Origin of the sequence: Phenylobacterium sp., assembly GCF_013822795.1 — a bacterium.
Classification (GTDB): Bacteria; Pseudomonadota; Alphaproteobacteria; order Caulobacterales; family Caulobacteraceae; genus Phenylobacterium.
In genome coordinates this window covers 15,004-33,192 of record NZ_PNLB01000027.1, presented here as the reverse complement: position 1 = coordinate 33,192, position 18,189 = coordinate 15,004, and the positions used below count along the sequence as shown (strand labels likewise).

At 67.7% G+C, this 18,189-nt stretch carries 19 protein-coding genes; 11 read left to right on the top strand and 8 right to left on the bottom strand.

Going from position 1 to position 18,189, the window contains the following annotated elements; genetic code table 11:
- The first annotated feature begins 27 nt into the window (after positions 1 to 27).
- The 3 genes from C0481_RS20200 to C0481_RS20190 all read left to right on the top strand — a co-directional run bounded on the left by C0481_RS20200 (position 28) and on the right by C0481_RS20190 (position 5,150).
- Positions 28 to 1,566, top strand: a complete 1,539-nt coding sequence (locus tag C0481_RS20200; protein WP_293407283.1) for a M20/M25/M40 family metallo-hydrolase — start codon at positions 28 to 30, stop codon at positions 1,564 to 1,566.
- Between the two features lie 99 nt (positions 1,567 to 1,665).
- Entirely contained in the window at positions 1,666 to 3,957 is a 2,292-nt protein-coding gene (locus tag C0481_RS20195) for a TonB-dependent receptor (protein WP_293407281.1), read from the top strand.
- 200 nt (positions 3,958 to 4,157) lie between these two features.
- Positions 4,158 to 5,150 (top strand): sensor histidine kinase, encoded by a 993-nt coding sequence (locus C0481_RS20190; RefSeq protein ID WP_293407278.1) that lies wholly within the window; start codon positions 4,158 to 4,160, stop codon positions 5,148 to 5,150.
- An 11-nt stretch (positions 5,151 to 5,161) separates the two neighbouring features.
- Here C0481_RS20190 and C0481_RS20185 read toward each other — a convergent pair whose 3' ends face one another.
- The 3 genes from C0481_RS20185 to C0481_RS20175 are packed head-to-tail and all read right to left on the bottom strand — an operon-like array spanning position 5,162 to position 8,131.
- Complete coding sequence (locus C0481_RS20185) at positions 5,162 to 6,508, bottom strand: efflux transporter outer membrane subunit (RefSeq protein WP_293407323.1); 1,347 nt, start codon at positions 6,506 to 6,508, stop codon at positions 5,162 to 5,164.
- Positions 6,509 to 6,549: 41 nt separating this feature from the next.
- Positions 6,550 to 7,701, bottom strand: a complete 1,152-nt coding sequence (locus C0481_RS20180; RefSeq protein ID WP_293407276.1) for a biotin/lipoyl-binding protein — start codon at positions 7,699 to 7,701, stop codon at positions 6,550 to 6,552.
- Positions 7,694 to 8,131, bottom strand: coding sequence for a DUF3302 domain-containing protein (locus tag C0481_RS20175; RefSeq protein ID WP_293407274.1), 438 nt, complete (start codon positions 8,129 to 8,131; stop codon positions 7,694 to 7,696). The genes C0481_RS20180 and C0481_RS20175 overlap by 8 nt, the downstream gene beginning before the upstream one ends.
- Positions 8,132 to 8,324: 193 nt before the next feature.
- Here C0481_RS20175 and C0481_RS20170 point away from each other — a divergent pair, with 193 nt between their 5' ends.
- Positions 8,325 to 9,335 carry an AraC family transcriptional regulator gene (locus C0481_RS20170; protein ID WP_293407272.1) on the top strand — a complete coding sequence of 337 codons (1,011 nt, stop codon included), beginning with the start codon at positions 8,325 to 8,327 and terminating at the stop codon, positions 9,333 to 9,335.
- 18 nt (positions 9,336 to 9,353) lie between these two features.
- On the opposite strand, the gene C0481_RS20165 is transcribed toward C0481_RS20170, so the two are convergent.
- Both C0481_RS20165 and C0481_RS20160 read right to left on the bottom strand, forming a co-directional pair.
- On the bottom strand, positions 9,354 to 9,698 hold the full coding sequence (locus tag C0481_RS20165) for a hypothetical protein (protein WP_293407270.1): 345 nt from the start codon (positions 9,696 to 9,698) through the stop codon (positions 9,354 to 9,356).
- A 38-nt stretch (positions 9,699 to 9,736) separates the two neighbouring features.
- Positions 9,737 to 10,195, bottom strand: coding sequence for a cupin domain-containing protein (locus tag C0481_RS20160; RefSeq protein ID WP_293407268.1), 459 nt, complete (start codon positions 10,193 to 10,195; stop codon positions 9,737 to 9,739).
- A 91-nt stretch (positions 10,196 to 10,286) separates the two neighbouring features.
- Here C0481_RS20160 and C0481_RS20155 point away from each other — a divergent pair, with 91 nt between their 5' ends.
- From C0481_RS20155 to C0481_RS20130, 6 genes are all read left to right on the top strand, one after another.
- Complete coding sequence (locus C0481_RS20155; protein ID WP_293407266.1) at positions 10,287 to 10,967, top strand: GNAT family N-acetyltransferase; 681 nt, start codon at positions 10,287 to 10,289, stop codon at positions 10,965 to 10,967.
- 52 nt (positions 10,968 to 11,019) lie between these two features.
- A complete protein-coding gene (locus C0481_RS20150; RefSeq protein ID WP_293407264.1) occupies positions 11,020 to 11,331 on the top strand; it encodes a hypothetical protein in 312 nt (103 codons plus the stop codon).
- Between the two features lie 152 nt (positions 11,332 to 11,483).
- Positions 11,484 to 12,977 carry a hypothetical protein gene (locus C0481_RS20145; RefSeq protein ID WP_293407262.1) on the top strand — a complete coding sequence of 498 codons (1,494 nt, stop codon included), beginning with the start codon at positions 11,484 to 11,486 and terminating at the stop codon, positions 12,975 to 12,977.
- Between the two features lie 2 nt (positions 12,978 to 12,979).
- Positions 12,980 to 14,017: a mechanosensitive ion channel domain-containing protein gene (locus tag C0481_RS20140; protein ID WP_293407260.1), complete on the top strand. Its 1,038-nt coding sequence runs from the start codon at positions 12,980 to 12,982 to the stop codon at positions 14,015 to 14,017.
- Entirely contained in the window at positions 14,014 to 14,448 is a 435-nt protein-coding gene (locus C0481_RS20135; RefSeq protein WP_293407258.1) for a DUF488 domain-containing protein, read from the top strand. The genes C0481_RS20140 and C0481_RS20135 overlap by 4 nt, the downstream gene beginning before the upstream one ends.
- Positions 14,449 to 14,519: 71 nt before the next feature.
- Positions 14,520 to 15,710 carry a M48 family metalloprotease gene (locus C0481_RS20130; RefSeq protein WP_293407256.1) on the top strand — a complete coding sequence of 397 codons (1,191 nt, stop codon included), beginning with the start codon at positions 14,520 to 14,522 and terminating at the stop codon, positions 15,708 to 15,710.
- 8 nt (positions 15,711 to 15,718) lie between these two features.
- On the opposite strand, the gene C0481_RS20125 is transcribed toward C0481_RS20130, so the two are convergent.
- A complete protein-coding gene (locus tag C0481_RS20125) occupies positions 15,719 to 15,940 on the bottom strand; it encodes a hypothetical protein (RefSeq protein WP_293407253.1) in 222 nt (73 codons plus the stop codon).
- A 76-nt stretch (positions 15,941 to 16,016) separates the two neighbouring features.
- Entirely contained in the window at positions 16,017 to 17,132 is a 1,116-nt protein-coding gene (locus C0481_RS20120; RefSeq protein ID WP_293407251.1) for a beta-ketoacyl-ACP synthase III, read from the bottom strand.
- A gap of 217 nt (positions 17,133 to 17,349) precedes the next feature.
- On the opposite strand from C0481_RS20120, the gene C0481_RS20115 reads away from it, so the two are divergent.
- Positions 17,350 to 17,877, top strand: coding sequence for a porin family protein (locus tag C0481_RS20115; protein ID WP_293407249.1), 528 nt, complete (start codon positions 17,350 to 17,352; stop codon positions 17,875 to 17,877).
- Positions 17,878 to 17,954: 77 nt separating this feature from the next.
- Here the strand turns inward: C0481_RS20115 and C0481_RS20110 are convergent, their stop codons facing one another.
- Entirely contained in the window at positions 17,955 to 18,173 is a 219-nt protein-coding gene (locus tag C0481_RS20110; protein ID WP_293407247.1) for a hypothetical protein, read from the bottom strand.
- Between the last annotated feature and the right edge of the window lie 16 nt (positions 18,174 to 18,189).

The following is an 18,189-nucleotide window of genomic DNA, read 5'->3' as shown; positions in this document are numbered from 1 at the left end:
GACGAGCGCCGCTCACCGGGAGTAAACATGTCCGACCAGTATGATCGCCCTTCGACCGACCGTCGCAGCTTGATGGCCGGGGCCGCCGCCGCGGCGGCCGGCGCCTTCCTCACGCCCGGCCTCGCCAGCGCCGCGAGCGCCGACCTCGCGGTGATTCGCAAGGCCGCCGAGGCCGACAAGGCCGACGCCATCAAGCGCCTGCAAGAGTGGATCGCGCTGCCGACCGTCGCGGCCGAGGGCGTGAATGTCGTCGAAGGTCCGGCCTACATGGCCAAGATCGCCAAGGACGCTGGCTTCCAGACCGCCGAGATCATCCCGACCGACGGCGTCTCCGGCGTGTTCGCCACCCTCGACGTCGGCGCCCCGCGCTGGATCGGCGTCTACTTCATGTACGACGTGAAGCAGTACGACCCGAAGGAATGGTCGAGCCCGCCGCTCGAAGGCCGCCTGGTCGAAAAGGCGCCGTTTGGCACGGTCATGATGGGCCGCGGCGCCACCAACTCGAAGGGCGGCCAGATCGCGCTGCTCAACGCCCTGCGCGCCATGCGCGCCGCCGGCAAGAAGCCGCCGGTCAACATCGCCCTGATCTGCGAAGGCGAGGAGGAGATCGCCTCGCCGCACTTCCGCCAGATCGCCACCCACCCCAAGGTCCTGCCGGTCCTGCAGAAGTGCGAGGGCATCTACGTGCCTGGCCCATCGCAAGACCGCACCACCGGCGAGGTCTCCTTCACCCTCGGCGCCAAGGGCCCGGTCGAGCTGCAGCTGATCGTCGACGGCTCCAAGACCGGCATCGGCCCGAAGACCGACATCCACTCGTCCGAGAAGGCCCGCATCGACAGCCCGATCTGGCGCCTCGTCCAGGCCCTGGCCACCCTGACCAGCCCGGACGGCAACACCCCGACCCTCGACGGCTTCATGGACAAGGTCCGGCCGCTGTCGGCGCGGGAAAAGGAGCTGATCGCCCAGCTGGCCCAGAAGACCAACGAAGCGGCGCTCAAGCAGGCCTATGGCAACAAGGCCTGGATCGACAACCTCAGCTACGAGAAGTCGATCGAGCGCCTGCTCTCGCAGCCGACAATCAACCTGCAAGGGCTGGTCGGCGGCTACACCGGTCCGGGCGGCAAGAGCATCCTGCCGAGCCGCGCCGAGGCCAAGCTCGAGATCCGCATGGTCCCGAACCAGACCTACGACGACACCGTCCGCCAGCTGCGCGAGCACCTCGACAAGCGCGGCTTCCAGGACGTCCAGATCAACGTCTCGGGCGGCTATGATCCGACTGAGACCGCCGAGGACGCCCGCGTCGTCCAGGCGGCGCTGGGCGCCTACAAGAAGATGGGCATCCCGGTGACGCTGTCGCCGCGCAGCCCCGGCTCCTGGCCGGGCTCGCTGTTCACCCAGCCGCCGGTCGCCAAGCCGGCGATCCACTTCGGCGTCGGCTTCGGCTCGGGCGCGCACGCGCCGGACGAGTTCATCGTCATCGACTCCGCCAACCCGAAGGTGGCCGGCTACGTCGACGCCACGATGGCCCAGGCGCAGTTCCTGTACGCCCTGGCCGAAATGAAATAGCCGCGGCCGCCCTCTTGGCGAGGGCGGCAACCGTTTTGACGACCGCCGCCGTGCCCGCCGGGCCCGGCGGCACGATACTTGGGGGAAGTTCACACAGTCATGTCAGTTCAACGTACAGGCGGCCTCGGCCGCTCTTTCCGCGTCGCCCTGTTCGGCGCGTCTGCCAGCATCGCTTTCGCCGGGTCGGCCCTGGCGCAGTCCGCTCAGCCGCCCGCGGTCGAGGAAGTCGTCGTCACCGCGCTGAAGCGCGCCACCAACCTGCAGGACACGCCGATCTCGATCTCGGCGGTGACCTCGGAAACCATCGCCAATTCCGGCGTGCAGTCGATCGCCGACCTCGGCGCGACGGTCCCCGGCCTGACCTTCGTCAACAGCGGTCCGTCGTTCAGCCGCGTCGTGATCCGCGGCATCAACGCCGCCGGCGAGCCGACCGTCGGCGTCTACTATGATGAAACCCCGGTCACCGGTTCGATCGGCGCGGGCAACAACGCCGGCGGCTCGACCCCGGAACTGCGTCTGTTCGACGTCGAGCGCGTCGAAGTGCTGCGCGGCCCGCAAGGCACCCTCTACGGCTCCGGCTCGATGGGCGGCACGCTGCGCACCATCTACAAGAAGCCGACCTACACCTTCGAAACCGCCCTGGACGGCTCGGTGTCCAAGACCGAGGGCGCCGGCGACTGGAACTACGAGGCGCAGGGGATGCTCAACGTCCCGCTGGCGCAGGACAAGGCCGCGCTGCGTCTCGTCGGCTTCTATCGTGAGACCGCCGGCTACATCGACAACGTCTATCTCAACGACAGCGACATCAACGAGATGGAGACCTGGGGCGGCCGGGCGCTGCTGCGCCTGGAGCCGACCGAGAACCTGACCATCGACCTGGCCGCCTACATCAACCGCACCGAGGCCGAAGCCCCGAGCTGGTTCCCGGCCGTCGGCGAGTACAAGTCGGACGCCCGCACCCAGCTGCCGCAGACCGACGACCTGGATCTCTACAGCGTCACGGCCAATCTGGACCTGGGTCCGGTGACCGCCGTCGGTTCGGCCTCCTACATGCGCCGCGAGCTGATGAGCACCCAGGACGTGACCCAGTTCATGCAGGGCTTCCGCACGCCGGCCCGCTGCCAGGCGCTCTACAACCGCGGCGCGGCCTGCAGCACCGACCAGCTGTCGGCCTACTACGCCTATGTCGACACGCAGTATCCGTCGGTGCTGAAACCGCAGCAGGAGATGGACACCTACACCGCCGAGCTGCGCTTCACCTCGAACTACGAGAGCGCGCTGCAATGGACCGCGGGCGGCTTCTTCTCCGACCGCAAGACCGTCGTCTGGAACCCTCAGGTCGGCGTCGACCCGAGCTCCGGCGCGCTCTACGAGCCCGAGGTCGTCATGACCGGCCGGGTGATCGACGACACCCTGAAGCAGTACGCGGTGTTCGGCGAGCTGTCCTTCGACGTCAACGAGCAGCTCAACCTCACCGCCGGCGCCCGCTACTTCAAGTACACCAAGGACATCATCGGCAAGACGCTGGTGCCGTCGCTGCTGGTGGGCGCGGTCGTCACGCCGCCGACCCACGTCCAGTCCGAAGAAACCGGCTGGGTGTACCGGTTCAACGGCTCCTACAAGATCACCTCGGACATCATGGTCTACGCCGAGGCCTCGCAGGGCTACCGTCCGGGCGGCGCCAACCAGGTGCTCGGTCTGCCGGGCAACCTGACCCCCTACGCGTCGGACCAGCTGTGGAACTACGAAGTCGGCGTGAAGTCGGCGTTCTGGGATCGCCGCGCGACCCTCAACGCCGATATCTTCCAGATCGACTGGAGCGATATGCAGGTTCGGATCCTGACCCCGAACGGCGCCTTCAGCTACATCGGCAACGCCGGCAAGGCGCGCATCCGCGGTCTGGAAGTCGAAGGGGCGGTCAACCCGCTCTCGGGCCTGTCGATCACCGGCAACTTCTCGATCATGGAAGCCGAGCTGACCGAGGATCAGCCGGGCGGCGGGACCACCATCCCCAACGCCGGCCTGAAGGGCGACCGCATCCCCTACGTGCCGAAGTTCCAGGGCGCGATCTCGGCCCAGTACGTCTGGCCGCTGACCGAGGGCCTCAACGGCTTCGCGCGCGTCGACTTCAACCACATGGGCAGCTCCTACAACGAGCTGCGCACGAGCTACGTCTATGCCCGCAAGATCGACGCCTATGACCTGGTCAACACCCGGGTCGGCGTCGAATCCGACGGCGGCGGCTGGGGCGCGTACCTCTTCGTGACCAACCTGTTCGACGAGGCGGCCATCTTCTCGAAGTCCGTCGGCGCCACCTCGGCGGGCCGCACTTCGGTGTTCTCGGCGCCGCCGCGGACCATCGGCGTCAACCTGCGCAAGACGTTCCAGTAACGTCCCAACAGGCCTGGATCGGGAGGTCGAGCGGCAGCGCTCGGCCTCCTTTTCTTTTGCGCCGAGGGCGTGACGCCGCGCGTCGTACTGTTCACAATCACCCCGTCGGGGGAACCAAAACTGCGTGTCCGCAGTGGTTACATGCGGACGTGGCTCTACCGATCCGGTAGCTGGAGAAGCGACCGACGGCGAGGCAGCGCGTGAACGACGGCACAGCTAGTGGAGACGGCATCGAGGGTCGCTATCGCGCGGTCTTCAACAACATGTCTGAGGGCTTTGTCGTTTGCGAAGCCATCCTGGGTCCGGATGGTCGTTTGGCCGACTACGTGATCCGCGAGGCCAATCCTGTGTTCCTCAGCCGCGTGGCGGGGGCCGCGGAGGTCATTGGGCGACGCCAACTGGAGGTTCGGCCCGACACCAATCCCAACTGGCTGTCCGCCTGCGGGCGAGCGTTCGCAGGCAAGGCGGTCCGTTTCGAGTTTTGGGATCCCGAGGGCGCGCGCTGGTACGACGTCCAAATGATGCGGCTCTCGGACACCCAATTCGGGCAGTTGTTCATCGACGTCACCGCGCGGCGTCGCGCCGCCGAGCGGCAGTCGGAGCTGTTTCTCGACTTGAACCACCGGGTGAAGAACAACCTCACCATCGCCGCGTCCCTGCTGATGCTGCAGGCGAGGAGCGAGAGGCCCGAAGTCGCCCATCCCCTGCTCAAGGCTGCGGACCGGATCAGCTCGATCAGCGACCTGCACACGATGCTGTATCAGCAGGAGAAGCACGACGCCGTTCAGTTGCAGCCCTATCTCGGCAGCTTGGTGGAGCGCCTGTCGTCGAGCCTGCTCGAGGGCGATCGCGTGGCGATTGAGATCGCGTGCGATCCGGTCGAAGTCAGCGCCGAACAGGCGGTCAGCCTCGGCCTGATCGTCAACGAGCTTGTCACGAACGCCGTCAAGCACGCCTTCCAGGATGGCCGGCCCGGAAGGGTTCGGGTCACCGCGCGGGGCGGTGAATCCGGTGTTCTCCTTCAAGTCGAGGACAACGGAAGTGGAATGTCCGGCCCGGCGGACGAAGGCTTGGGCATGCGCCTGATCAATTCGTTGGCGGCTGACCTCGGGGTCGTCAATTGGAGGACGGGAAGCGGGGGCACGCTGGTCGAGCTGCACTGCGGGCGGCCGCCCGACCCAAAGGCCAGATAAGGGATTTGGCCTCAGGGGCTGGCGCTGAAACGCCCGCCCAGGGCCTGGTGAAGCGCCACGCGATTGGCCAGCCGCTCGGCCTTCAGATGCAGCAGCTCAGCTTGCGCCGCCGCCAGGCTGAGCTGCTGTGACACGACCCGACGCTGGTCGCCCTTGCCCACCGTCGCCTCGACCTGCGCATAGCCGACGGCCTGACCGAGCAGGTCGACCTGCTTGGCTGCGATGTCGGCCCGGTTGGCCAGCGCGCGTTCGCTGGCCAGCGCCTCTTCGACCTCGCCCAGGGCGGTGAGCGAAGCCTTGGCGTACTGGGCCATGGCCTCCTGCTGCGCGCCGGTCTTGGCTTCGATCTGCGCGTCGATCCGCCCACCGGTGAAGATCGGCGCCAGCAGCTTGCCGGATAGCGCCCAGACCGGATTCGCAATCGCCGATTCCAGCGTGACGACGGAGTCGGCGACATAGGCCACGCCGCCGATCAGCTGCAGGGACGGCAGGCGCGCGCGTTTGGCCGCCTCCACATCGGCGAAGGCCGCCTGGAAGCGTCGCTCGGCCGCCACGACGTCAGGCCGCCGGGTCAGCACTTCAGAGGGGATTCCCGCGGCCGGCAGCGCGGTCAGCTCAGGCAGCAGGCCGGGCGCCGCCTCGGGGGAGGGGTATCGGCCGAGCAGGATCGCCAAGGCTCTCTGTCTTTGGGCGAGCACCTGCTGGTCGACCTCGATTTGCTGACGGTAGGCCTGCGCCGCCGCCTCGCTGCGGGCGACGTCCTGGGCGGAGTCGCGGCCGACGGCGCGCCCTGTCTGGGTAAGCTGCAGCTGCCGCTCCGACAGGGCCAGCATGTCGCGGGCCAGGGCGAGCTGCTGGGCGGCCTCGGCCACGCCGAGCCACGCGCGCACAACGCCCGCGGCGAGCGCCTCCCTGGCGTAGCGGGCGTCGAGCTCGGCGGCGTAGAACCGCGCCTGGCTGGCGTCGCGCTCGGCGCGCAGCCGCCCCCAAAGGTCGATCTCCCAACTGGCCACCGCCGCCAGCCCGGTGGTGCTGAGGTTTGATCCCGGCAAGGTCGCGGCGCCGCTCTGACCGACCAGGCCGACCTGGGGCAGCAATGCTCCGCCGGCCGCCTTCATCGCCGCATGCGCCTGCTCCAGCCGCGCGCCGGCGATCTGCAGGTCGGCGTTGTGCGCCAGCGCCTCGGCGATCAAGGCCTGAAGCTCAGGATCGGAATGAAAGCCCAGGAGGTCGGCGTCGAGCTGACCGGCGCGCGCGCCGCTCTGCCAGGCCTCCGGCATCGTGAAGCTCATGGGCGGCGCAGGCGGCGGCTCGTGACCGGCGCTTGCGCACCCCGTCAGCGTCGCGGCTGCGGCCATCGCGGCCAGGCTTGAGCGGAGCTCGAACATATCCAGGCCCCTCAATGCAGCTTCAGGACGAGGTAGTTGAGCTTCGACTGGGCGCGGACCATGACCATGCGCAGCAGATGCATCGGTTTGGCCTTGTCGGTGTAGATCGCGCCGACCCCGCGCGCGCCCATCGGGACGGGCAGGGGCTGGCGCCCGTCATGGTCGACGGGGGTCAGCTTGACGGCGTACTTCTGCGGCGGCGGCGCCTGCAGCATCTCGGCGGGGGTGTTGGGCACCGCGCCGGACTGCATCATCTGCCCCTGCGCGTTGGCCCAGACGATGGAGTCGACCTTGGCGTAGACAAGCTTGCCGGGCGCCGTCTTGAGCGCGATCTCCGCCTTCTGGCCGGGCTTCACATAGCGCAGCTCGTTCTGGTCGTAGTAGGCCAGGATGCGCTGCTCACGCTCCACGAAGCTCATCGCCGGCCTGAAGGGCAGCGTCATCAGGTAGTTGCCGGGCCGCACCGCGACGTTGACGGCGTAGCCGTCCGCCGGGGCGCGGATCACGGTGGACGCCACGTCGTACTGCGCAGCTTCGAGCTGGGCCTTGATCTGGGCGACGCTGGCGATATCGGGCCCGACGACGCTCTCAAGCCGGATCTGGGCCTTGGCCTCGGCGCTCCGGGCCGCGGCTAGCGCGGCCTTGGCCTTCTTCACCTCGGCGTCGAAGTTCTCGACGTCGTAGTGGGCGCCGGCGCCGGCGCCGGCCAGGCGGCTGGCCTCGCTCAGGCGCTTGGTCATCAGGTCCAGATTGGCCTGCGCGGCGAGGACGTCGCTACGGGCGGCGTCGTGATCCTGCCACAGCGTCTTGGCCGAGCCGGTGGCGTCCGCCAGTTTCGCCTGCAGTTCCTTGACCTTCAGACGATACGGGGTGTCGTCGATCTGCAGCAGCACGTCGCCTTTCTTGACCATGGTGTTGCCCTCGACGACGACGCGGGTGACCGTCCCCTGGACCCGCGGAACGATCTCGCTCACCAAATTGACGGCCCGCACGTCGCTCGACGTCGGCGCGACCACGTTGATCGTCAGGACCAAGGACGCGGCCAGCACGACCGCGCCGGTCGCTGCGCCGACCTGGGATTTGATGTTCCAGGGCAGGAGCTTGAGCTTGATGAAAACAAGCCAGACCAGGAGGGCGTATCCGCCGAGGATCAACTCAAGCATTGGCGGTCACCAGGTCCGAGGTCACGCCGTCGCCGTCCTGCTGTCTCGATATCAGCGCGCGCTTGGCGGTCAGTCCGTCCAGCCGCTCGTTGAGCAGCAGGATCTCGTCGTCGACGATGGCCAGGTCCAGCGGCTTGCCGCCGTGCCGTCCGTCCGGGGCCAGGAAGAAGTCATCATGCTTGTCGGTGCCGTAGGCGGCCTTGTACCCGACCGGCTTGGTGAAGGCCCATAACCAGGCGAACGGCCACAGCAGACCGCCGAACGCGATCGACAGGACGCAGAGCACCTGGATCGCCTTCTTCTGCGGGTGCTGGTGGCGCTCTGCAAACACCTCCGGCAGGACGTGTATCGACCAGAACAGGTAGACCGCGGCCAGGGGTACGACCACGATCACCACCCAGACCATGACGTCGGCGATTTTCTCTTCCAATTCAGTTGCCTCATAGGCGGGCCGACGTCCGTGGCTTGGAAAAGCCTCGACCATCGCCGTGCGGGTGGAACGTGATGCGCGGCCACTCGGAGTAGAGGCGGGCCGGGGGCATCGACAGGTCGCATCCACTACCGGGCGCTGGGCTGGCGCTTTTTCATTTGACGACATCGGCTTTTCATTTCACGCCATGGCCATGAGGCAGCCCTCGGTGTTCGTGCGCAGCGCGGCGCTATCCAACTATGCGGAGGTCGCCGCGTGGGCCGGGCTGGATCCTGGAGCCATGCTTCGCAGGGTCGGCATCGATCTGCGCGCGCTCACCGACCCGGACGTCCGGATCCCCACCGAAAGCGTGGTCGACCTCCTGGAGATGTCGGCCGCCCAATCGGGCTGCGAGTCGTTCGGGCTGCGGATGGCCGAAACCCGGCGGCTATCCGACCTCGGGGCGTTGAGCCTGTTGATCACCCACCAGCCCACCATGCGCGAGGCGCTGATGTCCGTGGTCGAGCACCGCGGGCTCCTGAACCCGTCGCTGGTGATCGCGGTGGAGGAGGGCGCCGGCGTCGTCGTCGTCCGCGAGGAACTGCTGGTCACCGGCCGCGGCGCGATGCGGCAGTCCTATGAATTGGGCATCGGGGTGCTGTTCCGGATGTTCCGCGCCGTGCTCGGCGCGCGCTGGCGGCCTCACTCGGTCAACTTCGCGCATGGCCCGCCGACCGACCCGACCCACCATCGGCGCCTGTTCGGGGCCGCCTGCGAGTTCGACAGCGCGTTCTATGGTCTGACTTGCGCCAGCGCCGACCTTCAGGCGCCCAATCCGTCGGCTGACCCGGCTCTGGCGCGGTTCGCCGCCGACTATGTGCGGACGCTGCCCAACGCCGCGCCGGGATCGGTGGACGAGGACGTCAGGAAGGCCATCGTCCTGTTGTTGGCCGACGGGCAGGCTTCGATCGGTCAGGTCGCCGCCCGCCTGGGGCTCGCGGAACGGACGTTGCAGCGCCGGCTCCTGGCCGAAGGTGTGGACTTTAGTTGCCTGCTCAACGACATCCGACGCGAGCTGGCCGCCCGCTACGCCGCCAATGCGACCCTGCCGCTGTCCCATGTCGCCGGCATGGTCGGCTACTCGCGCCAGAGCTCGTTCAGCCGCTGGTTCGCAGGCGAGTTCGGCATGACTCCCACGGCTTGGCGACGGCGAGGCGGCGACTAGCTGGGCCGTACCCCCTAATCATTTGACGGCGGCGCCCATCAGCTCGCTGGCCTGCTTCAGGCAAAGGTTCGCCTGCGCGTTCTTCTCTTCCGTGCTCAGCTTGTTCAGCGCGGTGTCGACCTCTTGCTTGCTTGCCTTGGGTTGGAGCTGACTTGCGCGTCCCATGTAGAAGCCGAAGGCCATCGACAGGGCGGCGATCGCGCGGGGCTCGGCGGGCTGGGCGGCCGATGCTCCGGCGAGACCCGCGCCGATCAGTCCGACGCAGGTCAGTTCGCTTTCGCGGCTGCCGGCGACGGGCGCGGCCAGGGCGTGCGTCGAAACCAGCGACAACGCCGTGGCGGCCATCCAGGCTGCGAGTCTCATGGTGCGTCCTCCACGTGCGCCCCTAAAGCATGGGCGGGCTAGGTCGGGGCGGCCTCCACCGGAAACGCCACCGTCAGCCCGTAGGGTCGGCCCAGCTCGATCAGCTTGCCCAGGTCGGGCGCCGTCGGCGAGACCTCGCGGTCGAAGTCCTCGAACATATGCGAGGCGCCTTCGCGCGAAGTCAGCGAGACCATTTCGCCGCCGCCCTTGCCGAACCGGAACCAGTGCGTGGTCCCAGCCGGCAGGTGGACGAAGGTGCCCGCATGGGCGACCAGCTCCTGCTCGCCGATGCCGAAAGCGATTTCGCCGGCGACGACATAGAACGCCTCGTCCCAGGGATGGCTGTGCGGCGGCGGGCCGCTGCCTTCCGGCCCGATTTGGTGAAAGACTTCGTAGCTGCCCGTGCGTTCGCCCGGGGCGAGGACGGTGATCTGCTCGCCCACGACGTTTAGCGGGCGCACTCCGTCGGTCAGCTTGACGACGATTGGCTCGGCCATGTCGGCGCGCTCCTCTTGTGCGGATTAACGATAACATCGTTATGCAACGGTCGCCATGACGCTGCGTTCGGACGGCGCTATGCAGTCGTCCATGTCGCATCCGCTTGATCGCCCGGTTTGGTCGGCCCTGACCGGCCGCCAGTCCCACCTCGCGCACCAGCACGGCGCCGCGGTCCGCTTCGACCCCGAGTTCGGGCTGTTCGCCGCCTTGCCGGACGCCTCGCCGCAAAGCCTCGCCGACCTGGCGGCTCTGGTCGCAGCCCACGGCGACGTGGCGGTGGTGGAGGAGGGGCCCGCCCCGCTGGTTCCGGGGCTGGCGGTCCGCAGCCAGGCGCTCTGCTGGCAGATGGTCGCCGAGACCCCGAATCCGGTCGGCGAGCCGGCCTTTCCGATCGAGGTGCTGACTGCAGCCGACGCCCCGCAGATGCTGGCCCTGGCGACAGCGACCGCGCCCGGTCCATTCTTCGCCCGCACCCACGAGCTTGGCCGCTTTGTCGGGGTCAAGGTGGACGGCAAGCTGGTCGCCATGGCCGGCGAGCGGATGCAGCCGGCCGGCTATACCGAAGTCAGCGGCGTCTGCACCGACCCGGCCTATCGCGGGCGCGGCTTCGCCGCCGGCCTGATGTTGGAGGTCGCCGCCCGCATCCGCGCGCGGGGCGAGATTCCGTTCCTGCACTCCTACGCCCACAACACCGGCGCCATCGCTCTCTACGAGGCGCTGGGCTTCGATTTCCGCTGCGAACTGGTGATGACCACCCTGACGCGCGGCTAGCCTATCGGGCGGGCCCGGGGTTAGGCTCTTCCCAAGCCGAAGGGAGAGAGACATGGCCTTGGAACTGCGCGCACGCCGGACCCCCGTCGCCCTAGCCGAGGCCGCGCCGCGCCGGCTGCGGGCCGTCACTCCGGTCTATGTCGCCCCGCGCGCCACCCCCGCCGGGGCGGTCGGTTTCGGGGCCATGGGCAGCCTGGCGCTCGGCGCCATCGCCTTCGGGGCCGTCGCGGTCGGGGCGCTGGCGATCGGCAAGCTCGCCGTCGGCCGCATCTCGGTCGGTCAGGCTCGGATCAAGCGGCTGGAAATCGACGAACTGACCGTGCGGCGTCTCACCGTCCTCGACGACGGGGAGCCCCCTCGCTGAGCATTTTCCGCCGAAGTGGAGGCCGGTTCGGCGAAGAAAATGCTCAAAAATCAAAGCTAGAGGAGCAAATCCCGATCCAACCGGATCGGGATTTGCTCTAGGTTCCGGCAAACGCCGCCTTGGAGGCGGCTTCTCGGAGCTAAATCACTGACATGCGTAGGTTCGTTGCGCCGCTGATCGCGGCCCTTTGCCTGCCCGCGGCCGCCATGGCCGCCGCCCCCGTCGCCAACGAGGGCGTGGCCCGCATCGAGATGCAGGTCGAAACCGGCTTCCTCAGCGGCGAAGAGCGCCAGGTCGTCAACCTGCTGATCCAGGCCGCCGACGAGATGACCGCCATCTACAAGCGCCAGGCGGCGGGGCAGGGGCCGGGCCACGGCTTTTATCCCGACGGCCTGACCAAGGCCGAGCTGGACGCCTACATCGCTGCCAATCCGGCGCAGAAGGCCGCGCTGATGGATGGCTACACCGTCGTCAAGCGCCAAGGCGGCAAGCTGGTCACCGTGCCCTACAACGTCGAGTACAAGGCTGAACTCGATCGCGCCGCGGCGCTGCTGGACAAGGCGGCCGCGATCACCACCAACCCCAGCCTCAAGAAGTTCCTGACGCTGCGAGCCAAGGCCTTCCGGACCAACGACTACTTCGAATCCGAAATGGCTTGGATGGACCTGGCGGGCACGCCCATCGAGGTCGCGATCGGTCCCTACGAGACCTATACCGACGAGCTCTACGGTCAGAAGACCGCCTTCGAAGCCTTTGTAACCCTGAAAGATCCGGCCGAGAGCAGCGCGCTGGACAAGTACAAGGGCTACCTGCGGGCCATGGAGGAAAACCTCCCGGTCGACGCCAAGTACAAGAACTTCGCCCGCGGCGGGGAGTCGCCCATCGCGGTGGCCGAACAGGTGCGCGGCGGCGGCGACAACACCATCGGCCCGCAGACCATCGCCTTCAACCTGCCCAACGATGAGCGCGTGCGCGAAGCCAAGGGCGCTAAGAAGGTCGTGCTCTCCAACGTGCTGGGCGCGAAGTACGATCGGATCCTCAAGCCGATGGGCGAGCGCGTGCTGGTTGCTGACCAGGCCGCCCTGGTCAGCAAGAAGTACATGACCCTGGAGACCCTGTTCCACGAGCTGTCGCACAGCCTCGGCCCGGGCTCGATCGTCGTCGACGGCCGCCCGACCACCGTCTCGGCCGAGCTCAAGGAGATCGCTGGCACCGCCGAGGAGGCCAAGGCCGACGTCATGGGCGCCTACAACATCCTCTTCATGATGGAGAAGGGCGAACTGCCGAAAGCCGAGCGTTCCCAGTTGTTTGCGAGCTACACCGCAGGCGTCTTCCGCGCTGTCCGCTTCGGCGCCGGAGAGGCCCATGGCCGCGGCGCGGCGCTGCAGTACGGCTATCTGAAGTCCAAGGGCGCCCTGGTCTGGGATCCGGCCGCCAAGCGCTTCAAGGTCAACGAAGACGCCATGCAGGCGGGGCTCACCAGCCTGCTGGCCGAGCTGATCAAGCTGCAGGGCGACGGCGACTATGCGGGTATGAACGCCTTCTTCGACAAGTACGCCAAGCTCGACCCTGAGGCCGAGACGGTGATTGCGACCCTGAAGGACATCCCGGTGGACATCGCCCCGGTCTACCCGGACAAGATCTGAGCATGACCAGCGAGATCGCCGCCGACCTTCAGTCCCTGATGGCCTTCCAGCTTGTCCGCTTGGGCAAGACCGAGATCACCGTGGGCGGGCTGGTGGCGGCGATCCTCATCGTGGCGGTGTCATTGCTGGCCGCCCGATTGGCAGCCAGCGCCATCCGCCGCATTCGTGGCCGGGTCGACACTGACGCCGCCCCCTCGATCTACATTTTCGAGAAGCTCAGCACCTACGGCCTGGTGATCTGCGGGCTGTTCGCCGCCTTCTCGACCCTTGGCCTCGACCTTTCGTCGTTCACCCTGTTTGCCGGGGCGCTGGGCGTCGGCCTCGGCTTTGGCATGCAGGGTATCGTCAAGGAGTTCATCTCCGGCCTGGTGCTGCTGTTCGACAAGCTGATCCGCATCGGCGACTACATCGAGCTGCAGACCGGCGAGCGCGGCGTCGTCGCCGAGATCGGTCCGCGCGCCACCCGCATCCGCAACAACGACGACCTCGACGTCCTGATCCCCAATTCGCGGCTGATCGAGCAGCCGGTCACCAACTGGACCCACCAGAACGGCGCCCGGCGGATGCACATTCCGTTCCGCGTCGCCTATGGCGTCGACAAGGAAGCTGTGCGCGAGGCGGTGCTCCGCGCCGCCCACGCCGTGCCCTTCACGATGAAGGACACCTCGGTCCGCAAGACCCAGGTTTGGCTGATCGGCTTTGGCGAAAGCGGCCTGTCGTTCGAACTGGTGGTCTGGCCGGCGCTGGAGGCGGTCAAGCGGCCCAACGCCACCCATGCCGCCTACACCTGGGCGATCGAGGACGCCTTGCGCGGCGGCGGCTTCGAGATCCCGCTGGCCCAGCGCGAGCTGCGCGTCCGCTCGGTGTTCGGCGAGGAGGGCGAGGATGCGCTGCAAACCCTCGGCCTGGCCGGCCACGCAGGGGGAATGCGGCCCGATCTGGCGCGGGCCAGCACCAATGACGCGGCCGAGGACCTCGCGCGCGGCGCCCAGCAGGACGCCGCCGAGGCGGCCGTTCGCCCGCGCGGCCGGGGGCCATGAAGCCGCTGGCGACGATCGGCTATGAAGCCGCCACCCAGGCCGCGGTCATCGCACGCCTGCAGGCGGCCGGCGTCGAGCTGCTGGTCGACGTCCGCGCCATCGCCGCCTCGCGCCGGGCCGGGTTCTCCAAGACGCTGCTGGCCGCCAGCCTCGCCGAGGCCGGCATCGCCTATGTCCACCTGCGCCAACTCGGCACCCCCAAGCCGGGCCGCGAGGCCGCCCGCAAGGGCCGCATCGCCGAGATGACCGCCATCTTCGAGGATCACCTGGCCGAACCGGCCGCCCAGCTGGAACTGGCCGCCGCCAAGGAACTGGCGTCAGAGCGCAAGGTGGCGTTGCTTTGCTTCGAAGCCGACCACCGCGGCTGCCACCGCAAGATCCTCGCCGACCGCATCTGCGAGGATCTCGGCTGCGCGGTCGAGCATCTCTGAGCCGCGACATTCCCCCTGACAAGCTAGGCGATTTCTGGCCATCTGCTCGCGCAGATTGAGGAAACGTCCTTATGGCTAAGGGATTCGACCCCGCCGCTGCGACTGCGGCCTATCTCGCGCAGGTGCCGCCTGAGGTTCACGCCAAGGCGACCGCCTACACCCAGGGCGGCCATTGGCTGCTGCTCTGGGGGGCGATCGTCGCCGTGCTCGCCGCCTGGCTCGTGCTGCGATCCGGCGTGCTGGTCGGCGCGCGCCAGGCCGTCGAGAGCCGGAAGGCCCGGCCGTGGCTGGCGGCCGCCGCCGTGCTGGCGCTGGATGCAGTGATCGAAACCGTCCTGCATCTGCCATGGACCATCTACACCCAGTGGTGGCGGGAAAAGGCCTATGGGCTGACCAGCCGCGCGCTGCCGGGCTTCCTCGGTGAGTTCGCGCTGACCGCCGTGATCTCGCTTGTCGTCTCGGTCCTCCTGGCGTCGCTGCTCTACGGACTGATCCGGCGCGCGCCGCGAACCTGGTGGGCGTGGGGCGGTGGCCTGGTTTCGATCGCCTTCGTCGTCCTGCTGGTCCTCGGGCCGGTGGTCTTCGAGCCGCTGTTCAACACCTACCGCGAAGCGCCGCCCGGTCCCATCCGCGACGCGATCGTCGAAATGGCCAAGGCCAACGGCGTGCCGCACGACAAGATCTACGTCTATGACGGCTCCAAGCAGTCGAACCGCTACACGGCCAACGTCTCGGGCCTGTTCGGCACGGCCCGCATCGCCATGAGCGACGTCATGTTCGCCAAGGGCGCGGATCTGGCCGAGGTGAAGGCGGTCGTCGGCCACGAGATGGGCCATTACGTCCGCAAGGACATGTTCTGGCTGGCCGCCGCCTTGGGGCTGATGGGGATGGCGGCGTTCTTCCTGGTCGATCGGTTGTTCTCGCCGGTGCTCCGCTGGACCGGCGCCAAGGGCGTCCAGGGGCTGGCTGACCCGGCCGGGTTCCCGGTCATCGGCATCATCATGGCGGTTCTCGCCCTACCGGCGACGCCGATCTACGGGGCGCTCCGGTACTTCGAGGTCGCGGCCGATCACTATTCGCTCGAGCACGTCAACGAACCGGACGGTCTAGCCAGGGCCCTGGTGAAAACCATCGAGTACCGAGCGGCCACGCCGTCAAAGCTCGAGGAGGTTCTGTTCTACGATCATCCGGCCGTCGGCGCCCGTATCCGCATGGCCATGGATTGGAAGGCCGCGCATATGAAGGTCGACGACCTTCACTGACACGCAGCTCAGCCGCCGAAACCGCGCCGCAGCTTGTCCAGGGCAGGGGTGATGGTGTCCCAGTAGGGGCGGGCGCATTCGCCGTGCCAGGGGCCGCTCAGTCCGCGGCTGCCGTCCGGGTCTTCGTGGAAGTGCATGTTCGTGGTCGGTTCGCCGGGGCGGATCGGCCGCTGGCACTTCGGGCACCAGGGACCGCGCGGATCGCCGCCGGGGACGTCGTCGTAAGCCATGTGGGTAATCCCCGAGGAACTTGAGGCTTCAGCTTAGCCTTCGGCTCCCCGGGGAACGACGCGGCACGTGGCCGCGCTAGCGCTTGCGGACGAACACCGTGCCCGCCGAATAGCCGGCGCCGAACGAGCAGATCAGGCCCGTCTCACCGCTCGCGAAGTCGTCGCTGGCCTTGTGGAAGGCGATGATCGATCCAGCCGACGAGGTGTTGGCGTACTCGTCCAGGATAATCACGTTCTCGCCCGGGGCCGGCTCGCGGCCCAGGACGCGCTTTCCGATCAGCTCGTTCATGTTGATGTTGGCCTGGTGCAGCCACATGCGCTTCAGGCCGGTCGGATCGATGCCCAGGTCGCCGGCGTGCGCCACGATCATCTCCGAGACCATTGGCACCACCTCGCGGAACACCTTGCGGCCTTCCTGCACGAACAGCTTGTCGGCCTGGCCGGCGCCCTCGGGGGCGGCGCGGTTCAGGAAGCCGAAGTTGTTGCGGATGTTGTTCGAGAACTGGGTCTTCAGCCGCGTGCCCAGGATGTCCCAGCCGCCGGTCGCGTCCTCGGCGCGCTCGACGATCACCGCGGTGGCGACGTCGCCGAAAATGAAGTGGCTGTCGCGGTCGCGGAAGTTCAGGTGGCCAGAGCAGACCTCGGGATTGACCATCAGCACCGCACGGGCCGAACCCGAGCCGACGAAGTCCGCGGCGGTCTTGATCCCGAAGGTGGCCGACGAACAGGCCACGTTCATGTCGAAGGCGAAGCCCTCGATGCCCAGCGCCTGCTGCACCTCGATGGCCATGGCCGGATAGGCGCGCTGCATATTCGAGGCCGCGCAGATCACCGCGCCGATCTGGCTGACGTCCTTGCCCCAGCGCTCGATCGCCTGCTTGGCGGCCTCGACGGCGATCTCGGCCAGCACCGACAACTGCTCGTTCGGGCGCTCCGGGATGATCGGACGCATCAGGTCGGGGTCGACCAACCCGCTCTTGTCGACCACGAAGCGCGATTTAATGCCCGAGGCCTTCTCGATGAACTCGGCCGACGACGGGGTCAGGGCCGCGACTTCGCCGGCGGCGATCGCCTCGGCGTTGGCGGCGTTGAACCGCTCGACATAGGTGTTGAAAGTCTCAACCAGCTCGGCGTTCGAGAGGCTGTGCGGCGGGGTGTAAAGGCCCGTGGCCGCGATCACGGCTTGATGCAAAACGCTGTCTCCGACGACCGCTCCTCTCGTTGCACGGGGAGCTTCGGATCACAGTGATAGCACGTTCGCTTACGGCGTCAGCGGTCGATGTGGCCGCAAGGCAACAGACATAATTCGTCTTCTGATTGTCCCGGCAGGGGCCATTTCTCGCCCCGTTTGAGCGCGACCAAGGCCGTGCGGCTGGAGATCGCCGCAACCCAGTACGGAGTACAAAAACATGAACAAGAACATTTCTCTCATCGCCGCCGTCGCCGCTGTCGCCATGGTCCCGGTCGCCGCCAACGCCCAGGCCGTCACCGGCTACGGCTCGGTCGGCTACAGCCACCACGACCTGGAAGGCGCCGACGTCGGCGCGATCCAGGGTCGCCTCGGCGCCCGCTTCAATCCCTATCTCGGCGTCGAGGGCGAGCTCGGCTTCGGCGTGAAGAAGGACGACGTGTCGATCGGCGGCGTCAACGGCAAGGCGGAGCTGAAGAATTCGGCCGCCATCTACGGCGTCGGCTTCCTGCCGGTGGCCCCGAACGCCGACCTCTACGCCCGCGTCGGCTACGGCAAGAGCGAAGGCAAGGTCTCGGTCCCCGGCGCGATCGCCAAGGCTGACGGCAACAGCTGGAACTACGGCGTCGGCGGTCAGTACTTCGTCGACGACAAGAACGGCGTGCGCGCCGACTACACCCGTCACGACTTCGAGGACGACGCCGGTACGGCCGACGTCTGGTCGGTCGGCTACGTGCGCAAGTTCTAAGTCCAGCGCTTAGCTCAAATGGAAAGGGCCGCCTCCTTGCGGGGGCGGCCCTTTTTCATGGGTTGTGCGCGCCGCCGTCAGGCGGCAGCGCGATGTAGGAAACGGCCTGCCAGGTCGCCGTTGCGCAGGAAGATCTGCACCTCGGCCGCGCTTCCCGAACGCGCGTAACGGTCGGCCAGTGCGCGGGCGGCGGCTTCGGCGCGGCCCCCGGCTTCAAAGATGAGTTCGTTGTCGAAGGCTTCTGAACGGACAGCCCAGCCGTCGCCGGCGGGCCCAACCAAAATCTGAAGAGCCATGTGAGCTCCTTTTTAC

Bases quoted from the DNA above. Each gene is read 5' to 3' on its own strand.
- C0481_RS20160 (WP_293407268.1), bottom strand. From the start codon at position 10,195: ATGGCCGAGCCAATCGTCGTCAAGCTGACCGACGGAGTGCGCCCGCTA.
- C0481_RS20165 (WP_293407270.1), bottom strand. From the start codon at position 9,698: ATGAGACTCGCAGCCTGGATGGCCGCCACGGCGTTGTCGCTGGTTTCG.
- C0481_RS20115 (WP_293407249.1), top strand. From the start codon at position 17,350: ATGAACAAGAACATTTCTCTCATCGCCGCCGTCGCCGCTGTCGCCATG.
- C0481_RS20130 (WP_293407256.1), top strand. From the start codon at position 14,520: ATGGCTAAGGGATTCGACCCCGCCGCTGCGACTGCGGCCTATCTCGCG.
- C0481_RS20180 (WP_293407276.1), bottom strand. From the start codon at position 7,701: ATGCTTGAGTTGATCCTCGGCGGATACGCCCTCCTGGTCTGGCTTGTT.
- C0481_RS20135 (WP_293407258.1), top strand. From the start codon at position 14,014: ATGAAGCCGCTGGCGACGATCGGCTATGAAGCCGCCACCCAGGCCGCG.
- C0481_RS20140 (WP_293407260.1), top strand. From the start codon at position 12,980: ATGACCAGCGAGATCGCCGCCGACCTTCAGTCCCTGATGGCCTTCCAG.
- C0481_RS20110 (WP_293407247.1), bottom strand. From the start codon at position 18,173: ATGGCTCTTCAGATTTTGGTTGGGCCCGCCGGCGACGGCTGGGCTGTC.
- C0481_RS20185 (WP_293407323.1), bottom strand. From the start codon at position 6,508: ATGGCCGCAGCCGCGACGCTGACGGGGTGCGCAAGCGCCGGTCACGAG.
- C0481_RS20150 (WP_293407264.1), top strand. From the start codon at position 11,020: ATGGCCTTGGAACTGCGCGCACGCCGGACCCCCGTCGCCCTAGCCGAG.
- C0481_RS20200 (WP_293407283.1), top strand. From the start codon at position 28: ATGTCCGACCAGTATGATCGCCCTTCGACCGACCGTCGCAGCTTGATG.
- C0481_RS20145 (WP_293407262.1), top strand. From the start codon at position 11,484: ATGCGTAGGTTCGTTGCGCCGCTGATCGCGGCCCTTTGCCTGCCCGCG.
- C0481_RS20125 (WP_293407253.1), bottom strand. From the start codon at position 15,940: ATGGCTTACGACGACGTCCCCGGCGGCGATCCGCGCGGTCCCTGGTGC.
- C0481_RS20195 (WP_293407281.1), top strand. From the start codon at position 1,666: ATGTCAGTTCAACGTACAGGCGGCCTCGGCCGCTCTTTCCGCGTCGCC.
- C0481_RS20170 (WP_293407272.1), top strand. From the start codon at position 8,325: ATGAGGCAGCCCTCGGTGTTCGTGCGCAGCGCGGCGCTATCCAACTAT.
- C0481_RS20155 (WP_293407266.1), top strand. From the start codon at position 10,287: ATGTCGCATCCGCTTGATCGCCCGGTTTGGTCGGCCCTGACCGGCCGC.